Source organism: Pseudomonas sp., from assembly GCF_041601375.1.
Lineage (GTDB): Bacteria > Pseudomonadota > Gammaproteobacteria > Pseudomonadales > Pseudomonadaceae > Aquipseudomonas.
Window position 1 is genome coordinate 1 of record NZ_JBFIIG010000196.1, and the last position, 7,442, is coordinate 7,442.

Annotated in this window: 9 protein-coding genes; all 9 read left to right on the top strand. The window is 67.8% G+C overall.

What is annotated here, in order from left to right; all coding sequences use genetic code 11:
* Positions 1 to 168: 168 nt before the first annotated feature.
* Positions 169 to 885, top strand: a complete 717-nt coding sequence (locus tag ABZE94_RS18655) for a beta-ketoacyl synthase chain length factor (RefSeq protein ID WP_372877304.1) — start codon at positions 169 to 171, stop codon at positions 883 to 885.
* The gene (locus ABZE94_RS18660) at positions 858 to 1,688 is read left to right on the top strand and encodes a lysophospholipid acyltransferase family protein (protein ID WP_372877306.1); all 831 of its coding nucleotides are present in this window, start codon (positions 858 to 860) and stop codon (positions 1,686 to 1,688) included. Before ABZE94_RS18655 ends, ABZE94_RS18660 begins: the two co-directional genes overlap by 28 nt.
* Positions 1,648 to 1,908 (top strand): phosphopantetheine-binding protein, encoded by a 261-nt coding sequence (locus tag ABZE94_RS18665; protein WP_372877308.1) that lies wholly within the window; start codon positions 1,648 to 1,650, stop codon positions 1,906 to 1,908. Before ABZE94_RS18660 ends, ABZE94_RS18665 begins: the two co-directional genes overlap by 41 nt.
* Positions 1,909 to 1,919: 11 nt before the next feature.
* Positions 1,920 to 2,174 (top strand): acyl carrier protein, encoded by a 255-nt coding sequence (locus ABZE94_RS18670; protein ID WP_372877310.1) that lies wholly within the window; start codon positions 1,920 to 1,922, stop codon positions 2,172 to 2,174.
* Positions 2,175 to 2,202: 28 nt separating this feature from the next.
* Complete coding sequence (locus tag ABZE94_RS18675) at positions 2,203 to 2,748, top strand: hypothetical protein (protein ID WP_372877312.1); 546 nt, start codon at positions 2,203 to 2,205, stop codon at positions 2,746 to 2,748.
* Complete coding sequence (locus ABZE94_RS18680; RefSeq protein WP_372877314.1) at positions 2,745 to 4,412, top strand: AMP-binding protein; 1,668 nt, start codon at positions 2,745 to 2,747, stop codon at positions 4,410 to 4,412. The genes ABZE94_RS18675 and ABZE94_RS18680 overlap by 4 nt, the downstream gene beginning before the upstream one ends.
* A gap of 27 nt (positions 4,413 to 4,439) precedes the next feature.
* Entirely contained in the window at positions 4,440 to 5,174 is a 735-nt protein-coding gene (locus ABZE94_RS18685) for a glycosyltransferase family 2 protein (protein WP_372877316.1), read from the top strand.
* The gene (locus ABZE94_RS18690; protein ID WP_372877318.1) at positions 5,171 to 6,115 is read left to right on the top strand and encodes a glycosyl transferase; all 945 of its coding nucleotides are present in this window, start codon (positions 5,171 to 5,173) and stop codon (positions 6,113 to 6,115) included. Before ABZE94_RS18685 ends, ABZE94_RS18690 begins: the two co-directional genes overlap by 4 nt.
* A partial coding sequence (gene hutH / locus ABZE94_RS18695) for a histidine ammonia-lyase (protein ID WP_372877320.1) occupies positions 6,096 to 7,442 on the top strand: 1,347 nt, incomplete at its 3' end. The genes ABZE94_RS18690 and hutH, both read left to right, overlap by 20 nt.

The following is a 7,442-nucleotide window of genomic DNA, read 5'->3' on the forward strand; positions in this document are numbered from 1 at the left end:
CTGAAATCGCTGACCCATCCATCAGAAGCACTCCGGCAAAGTTTGCGCAGAATGCCGGCGACCTAGATAATGCGGGCACTTCGCCATGGCACCGTCGACAATTCAAGCTGTCGCGCGGGACAGCCGCAGTTGACAAGGACGCCCACAGGGGCCGGGAAAACGCTTCGTGTGATGCATTTCAGGATCGAGCAATGGCATGCCTGGGCCCCCGGCCTGGAAAGCATCGATGACTGGCGCGCCTGGTGCGAGGCGCCTGTGCGCGTGGCTGACGGGCAACAGCAACCGGACGTCAGCTTCCTCCCAGCCATGCAACGCCGCCGCCTCAGCCGCCTGGCGCGGATGCTGTTCCAGGTTGCCTGGCCGCTGGCCGAAGCGTACCCGGCCTTGCCCCTGATATTCGCCTCGCGCCACGGCGAGACGCCGCGCACCCTGGCCATCCTCAGCGACCTGGCGCGCGATGAACCCCTGTCGCCGACCCAGTTCAGCCTTTCGGTGCACAACGCCATCATCGGTCAATGGTCGATCCTGCGTGGCGACACCAGCGAGATGACCGCCGTGGCCGCTGCCGGCGATGGCCTCGAACACGCCATTCTGGAAGCCGGCATGCTGCTCGGCGAGGGCGCTCCGGCAGTGCTGCTGGTGATCGCCGAGGAAGCACCGCCAGCGCTCTATGCGCCCCATATCGACGACGTGCCTTTCCCCTATGCCGTCGCCCTGCTGCTCACGCCCGGCGACGACTGGCGCCTGCAACTGTGCCGCGGTGAAGGCCAACAAACCGCATGGCCACACCCCCTCAGCCTGCTGCGTGCGCTCTGCAGCGGACAGCCGACCCTCGTCCATCACTGGAACAGCCGCCAATGGATCTGGTCACACAACAGGGCCTGAGCCCCTACAGCGCGCCCCTCTGGTGGCGCCTGATCGCCACCGCGCTGAGCTTCGCCCTGTTCGGTATCGGCGGGGTGCTGCTGCGCGTGCTGGTCTTCCCCATACTCGGCCTGCTGCCGGGCGCCGCCGAGACTCGCCGGCGCCGCGCCCGCGGCGTGATCAGCTGGGTGTTCCGGGCGTTCGTCCAGTTCATGTTCCGCAGCGGGGTGCTGACCTACGAGGTGGAAGGCGCCGACCGCCTGGGCCGGCCGGGCCAACTGGTGCTCGCCAACCACCCGTCGCTGATCGACGTGGTGGTGCTGATCGCCTTCATCCGCGACGCCAACTGCGTGGTCAAGCAGAGCCTGTGGGACAATCCCTGCATGCGCGGGCCGATTCGCGCCGCCCAGTACATCAGCAACAGCGGCAGCCTGGACATGCTCGACGAAGCCGCCAGCGCCCTGCACAGCGGCCAGACCCTGGTGATCTTTCCCGAAGGCACACGCACCACCCCGGGGCAGCCGCCCGAGTTCCACAGGGGGGCGGCCGCCATCGCACTGCGCGGCGCGCGTATCGTCACCCCCGTGGCGATCAGCGTGACACCGACCACCTTGACCAAGGCCGAGCCCTGGTACCGTATTCCGGCGCAGCGTTTCCATATTCACCTGCGGGTGGGCGAGGATATCGACCCGCAACTGTTCAGTGCACAGGGACCGGCGCCCATCGCCTCGCGTAAACTCAACGAATTCTTGCATCGTCACTTCATTAAGGAGCTCGCCGTAGATGAGCGATTTACAGTTGGAAATCAAGCACCTGATCATTGAATCCCTCGGCCTGGAAGACATGCTGGCCGCCGACATCGATGCCGATCTGCCCCTGTTCGGCGAAGGCCTGGGGCTGGACTCGGTGGACGCCCTGGAGCTGGGTCTGGCGATCCAGAAGCGCTTCGGCATCAAGATCGACGCCGAAGCCAAGGACACCCGCGAGCACTTTGCCAGCGTGACCAGTCTCGCGGCCTTCGTTGCCGCACGACAAGCGGCCTGAGGACTCAGCACATGCAAACCCGTGATGAAATCTTCGCCACCCTGCGCGACGCCATGGTCGAACTGTTCGAGCTGGACGCCGAGCGCGTGACCCTGACGGCAGACCTCTACCAGGATCTGGAGATCGACAGCATCGATGCCGTCGACCTGATCGATCACATCAAGCGCCACACCGGCAAGAAAATCGCCGCCGAGGAGTTCAAGGCCGTGCGCAGCGTGAGCGATGTGGTCGAGGCCGTGCATCGCCTGGTCAACCCGGACAACTGATGGCCGGACAGTTAATGAAGAGTCGCGCATGAGTCGCCTGCTCGGCCTGCTGTTGGTCGTGGCCGGCCTGGTCTATCCCTTCGCCGTGTATTACGGCATGGAACACCTCTCGCCCCGGATCTTCGCCGCCCTGCTCGGCGGGCTCTGGCTGGCGCGCCTGCTGCTGGGCAAACAAGGTCCAAGCGGGCGTTGGATGGCCGCCGCGGCGCTGGCGTTCTGCCTGCTGCTGGGCCTGGCCGGCGAGCCGGCGCTGCTGCGCTGGTACCCGGTGCTGATCAACCTGCTGCTGCTCGGCCTGTTTGCCCTCAGCCTGAAAGTCGGCCCGCCGCTGGTGGAACGGCTGGCGCGCCTGCGCGAGCCGGAACTGCCCGAGCGGGCCGTGCGTTACACCCGCCAGGTGACCAAGGTCTGGGCACTGTTCTTTCTCGGCAACGGCCTGATCTCCGCCGCCCTGACCCTGTGGGCGCCGCTGTCTTGGTGGACCCTCTACACCGGGCTGATCTCCTACGGCCTGATCGGCCTGCTGTTCACCGGCGAATGGCTGATGCGCCAGCGCGTAAGGAGACTGGCATGAGCTGGATCGGCCTCGATTGTTTGCTGCTGAACCCCGACGCCAGCCGCCAGGTGACCCCGGACCTCGACCACGCCGAGCTGTGCCGGCGTGCGCTGCGCCTGGGCGGGCAACTGCGCGGGCAGAATGTGCAGCGCGTCGCGCTCTACCTGGAAGACGCCGCCGAGCTGGCGATCGCCCTGCTCGGCGCCTGGCTGGCCGGCGCCCAGGTGCTGCTGCCCGCAGATGCCCAGGCGCAGACGCGCCTGCAGCTGGCGAGCCGGATCGACCTCTGGCTCGATGCCCTCGACGCCCTCGATCGCGCAGGAACCGCCGAGCCCCTGGCGGCCCGCGCCCTGGACCTCGACCAGTGCCGACTGACCCTGTGCACCTCCGGTTCCAGCGGCGAGGCCAAGCCGATCGACAAGAGCCTGCGCCAACTGAGCAACGAAGTCGAAGCACTGGAGCGGCTATGGGGCGAGACCCTGGGCGACGCGGTGATAGTCGCCAGCGTGGCCGCCCAGCACATCTACGGCCTGTTGTTCCGCGTGCTCTGGCCGCTGTGTGCCGGCCGCGCCTTCCTGCGCCATGCGCAACCCTTCCCCGAGGACATGCAACGCACCAGCCTGGAACAGCCTGCGTTCGCCTGGGTCGCCAGCCCGGCCTTGTTGAAGCGCATGGGCGACAACCTCGACTGGACCGCCCTGCGGACCTTGCGCCAAGTGTTCTCCTCCGGCGGCGCCCTGCCGGCCGAGGCCGCGCAGCTGTTGCACGCCCAGCTCGGCCAGTGGCCAACGGAAATCTACGGCAGCTCGGAAACCGGTGGCATCGCCTGGCGTAAGGGCGACACGCCCTGGCAGCCGTTCGCCGGCGTCGAGCTGGGCGTCAACGCCGAGGGAGCGCTCAGGCTGACCTCGCCCTACCTGCCGGCCGGTCACTGCGAGCAGACCGCCGATGCCGTCGAACTCCAGGCCGACGGCCGTTTCCTCCTGCGCGGCCGCCTGGACCGCATCGTCAAACTGGAAGAAAAGCGCATCTCCCTGCCCATGCTGGAGCAGGCCCTGATGGCGCATGCCTGGGTCGGCGATGCGCGCCTCGGGGTGATTCAACAGGGCCGCGCCTCCCTCGGCGCCCTGCTGGCATTGAGCCCGGCCGGCGTGCATGCGTTGCGCAACCAGGGCCGGCGCAGCGTCACCGACGCCCTGCGCCGTCACCTGGCCGGGCACTGCGAAGCCATCGCCCTGCCGCGGCGCTGGCGCCTGCTCAGCCAGTTGCCCTACAGCAGCCAGGGCAAGCTGGCCCAGGCCCGGGTCGAGGCCCTGCTCGCCGCGCCGCGCCCGACCCTGGTCGAACCGCTGAGCGCCGTGGAGCGGGACGGCGAATGGCAGCTTGAACTGCAGGTGCCGTTGGACCTGGCCCACTTCAGCGGCCACTTCCCGCAGACCCCGGTGTTGCCGGGCGTGGTGCAGATCGACTGGGCCCAGCATCTGGCCCGGCAACTGATCGAACGACTGCCGCCGCGCTTCGTCGGCATGGAAGTGCTGAAATTCCAGCAACTGGTGCGCCCCGGCGATCCCCTGCAGCTGTCGCTGCGCTTCGACGCCAGCCGCGGCAAGCTCTACTTCAGCTTCCGCAACGGTGACAAGGCCTGCTCGTCCGGGCGCATTCTGCTGGGGGCCGCACAATGACCGGCGCTTTCCGGCTGGCGGCGCCAGATGCATAAGCCCTGCGCGGTGATACCGGTGTACAACCACGAGCAGGCCCTGCCGGCCGTGGTGAGCGCCTTGCGCGGCGCCGGACTGCCCTGCGTCCTGGTCGACGACGCCTCCGGCCCGTCCTGCGCCGCGACCATCGAGCGCCTGGCCGCGCAGGCGGAGGTCTACCTGCTGCGCCTGCCCGTCAACCAGGGCAAGGGCGGCGCGGTGATGGCCGGCCTGCGCGAAGCCGCGCGACTGGGCTTCAGCCATGCCCTGCAGGTGGACGCCGACGGTCAGCACGATCTCAGCGGACTCGCTGCCTTTCTCGCCGCCTCGCGGGCCGAACCGCAGACCCTGATCTGCGGCTACCCGCACTACGATGCCAGCGTGCCGAAGAGCCGCCTCTACGCCCGCTACCTGACCCATGTCTGGGTGTGGATCAACTGCCTGTCGCTGAGCATTCGCGACTCGATGTGCGGCTTTCGTATCTACCCGCTGCCGGCCACCCTGGCGCTGCTCGATGCTGTAGCCATCGGCCGGCGCATGGACTTCGACACCGAGATTCTGGTGCGCCTGTTCTGGCGCGACCAGCCAATGCGCTGGCTGCCGGTGCGCGTGCACTACCCGGCCGACGGCCTCTCGCATTTTCGCCTGTGGCACGACAACGCGCTGATCTCGAAGATGCACGCCAAACTGCTCTGCGGCATGCTCCTGCGCGCCCCGCAACTGCTCTGGCGCCGGTGGCGCGCATGAGCCAGCCGCGCAACAGCAAGCATTGGGCCGCGCAGCAAGAGCGCGGCAGCTTCGCCCTGATGAAATTCATCGCCCTGGCCGTACGCCTGCTCGGTCGCCGCGCGCTCAGCCCGCTGCTCTACCTGATCGTGCTGTACTTCTTCCTGCTCGGCGGCCAGGCCCGGCGCAGCATCTGGCGCTACCAGCGCAATCTGGCCGACTGGAGCGGGCGCGTCGAACTGCGGCCCAGCCGCCTGTCGGTGTTCCGTCAATTCATGGCCTTCGCCGACTCCCTGCTGGACAAGCTGGACGTCTGGAACCACAAGCTGGGCGTGCAGGACATCGACCTGATCGATCGCCACGACCTGCACGGCCTGATGCAGGGCGAGCGTGGACAGATGCTGATCGGCGCCCACCTGGGCAACCTGGAAGTGTGCCGGGCGCTGGCCGAACTGAACAACAAGGTCCAGATGAACGTGCTCGTGCACACCAAACATGCCGAGCAGTTCAACCGCCTGCTCGGTGAAGCCGGCGCCAGCAACCTGCGCCTGATTCAGGTCAGCGAGCTGGATCCGGCGATCATGCTGCAACTGTCCGAGCGCCTGGAGCGTGGCGAGTGGCTGGCGATAGCCGGCGACCGCGTGCCGCTGCATGGCGCCCGTAGCGTCACCGTGGATTTTCTCGGCCAGAGCGCCGCCTTCCCCCAGGGACCCTGGCTGCTGGCCGGATTGCTGCGCTGCCCGCTCAACCTGATGAGTTGCCTGAAGATCGACGGCCGCTACCAGGTGCTGCTCGAGCCCCTGGCCGAGCGCGTACAGTGGACGCGCGGCGAACGCGACGCGGTGATCCGCAGCTGGGTCCAAAATTACGCGCAGCGCCTCGGCCTACTCTGCCTGGAGGCCCCGCACCAATGGTTCAACTTCTACCCGTTCTGGAAGCAAGATGACGACATACCTGGCTGAACCCGTGGTGTTCGGCGAACAACCGCTGAGCGTCGAGCACATCAACCTCCTGTCCCAGCGCCGCGCCCAGGCGCTGCTGCAGGACGATGCCGGCTACCGCGAGATGATCGACAAGGGTCCGCGCTTCCTCGACACCCTGCTGGACAAGGAAGGCGTGATCTACGGCGTCACCACCGGCTATGGCGATTCCTGCGTGGTGGCCGTGCCGCTGCACCAGGTCGAGGCGCTGCCACGCCACCTGTACACCTTCCACGGCTGCGGCCTCGGCCAACTGCTCGACGAAGCGAGCACCCGTGCGGTGCTGGCCGCGCGCTTGCAGTCGCTGTGCCAGGGCGTATCCGGGGTGCGCGTGGAGTTGCTGGAACGCCTGCGCGCCTTTCTCGAACATGACGTGCTGCCGCTGATCCCGGAAGAAGGCTCGGTCGGCGCCAGCGGCGACCTGACCCCGCTGTCCTACGTGGCTGCCACCCTCAGCGGCGAACGCGAGGTGCTGTTCAAGGGTGAACGCCGCAGCGCCGCCGAGGTGCACGCCGAACTGGGCTGGACGCCTCTGACCCTGCGGCCCAAGGAAGCGCTGGCGCTGATGAACGGCACCGCGGTGATGACTGCCCTGGCCTGCCTGGCGTTTTCCCGCGCCGAGTACCTGCTCAAGCTGGCCACGCGCATCACCGCGCTCAACGTGGTGGCGCTGGAAGGCAACCCGGAGCACTTCGACGAGCGCCTGTTCGCCGCCAAACCGCACCCGGGACAGATGCAGGTGGCCGCCTGGCTGCGCCAGGACCTGGCGATCGACGCCCCGACCGCGCCGCTGCACCGCCTGCAGGACCGCTACTCGCTGCGCTGCGCGCCGCATGTGCTCGGCGTCATGGCCGACAGCCTGGGCCTGCTGCGCCAGTTCATCGAAACCGAACTGAACAGCGCCAACGACAACCCACTGATCGACGCCGAAGCCGAACGCGTGCTGCACGGCGGGCACTTCTACGGCGGCCATATCGCCTTCGCCATGGACAGCCTGAAGAACCTGGTCGGCAACGTCGCCGACCTGCTCGACCGCCAGCTCGCCCTGCTGGTGGATAGCCGCTACAACCACGGCCTGCCGAGCAACCTGTCCGGCGCGCCGAGCGTCAGCGCGATGATCAACCACGGCTTCAAGGCGGTGCAGATCGGCGCCAGCGCCTGGACCGCCGAAGCCCTGAAAAACACCATGCCGGCCAGCGTGTTCTCGCGCTCCACCGAGTGCCACAATCAGGACAAGGTGAGCATGGGCACCATCGCCGCGCGCGATGCCCTGCGCAGCCTCGAACTGACCGAACAGGTCGCCGCCGCC

Coding starts and splice junctions, on each gene's coding strand:
- ABZE94_RS18660 (WP_372877306.1), top strand. CDS start 858: ATGGATCTGGTCACACAACAGGGCCTGAGCCCCTACAGCGCGCCCCTC.
- ABZE94_RS18665 (WP_372877308.1), top strand. CDS start 1,648: ATGAGCGATTTACAGTTGGAAATCAAGCACCTGATCATTGAATCCCTC.
- ABZE94_RS18675 (WP_372877312.1), top strand. CDS start 2,203: ATGAGTCGCCTGCTCGGCCTGCTGTTGGTCGTGGCCGGCCTGGTCTAT.
- ABZE94_RS18680 (WP_372877314.1), top strand. CDS start 2,745: ATGAGCTGGATCGGCCTCGATTGTTTGCTGCTGAACCCCGACGCCAGC.
- ABZE94_RS18670 (WP_372877310.1), top strand. CDS start 1,920: ATGCAAACCCGTGATGAAATCTTCGCCACCCTGCGCGACGCCATGGTC.
- ABZE94_RS18685 (WP_372877316.1), top strand. CDS start 4,440: ATGCATAAGCCCTGCGCGGTGATACCGGTGTACAACCACGAGCAGGCC.
- ABZE94_RS18690 (WP_372877318.1), top strand. CDS start 5,171: ATGAGCCAGCCGCGCAACAGCAAGCATTGGGCCGCGCAGCAAGAGCGC.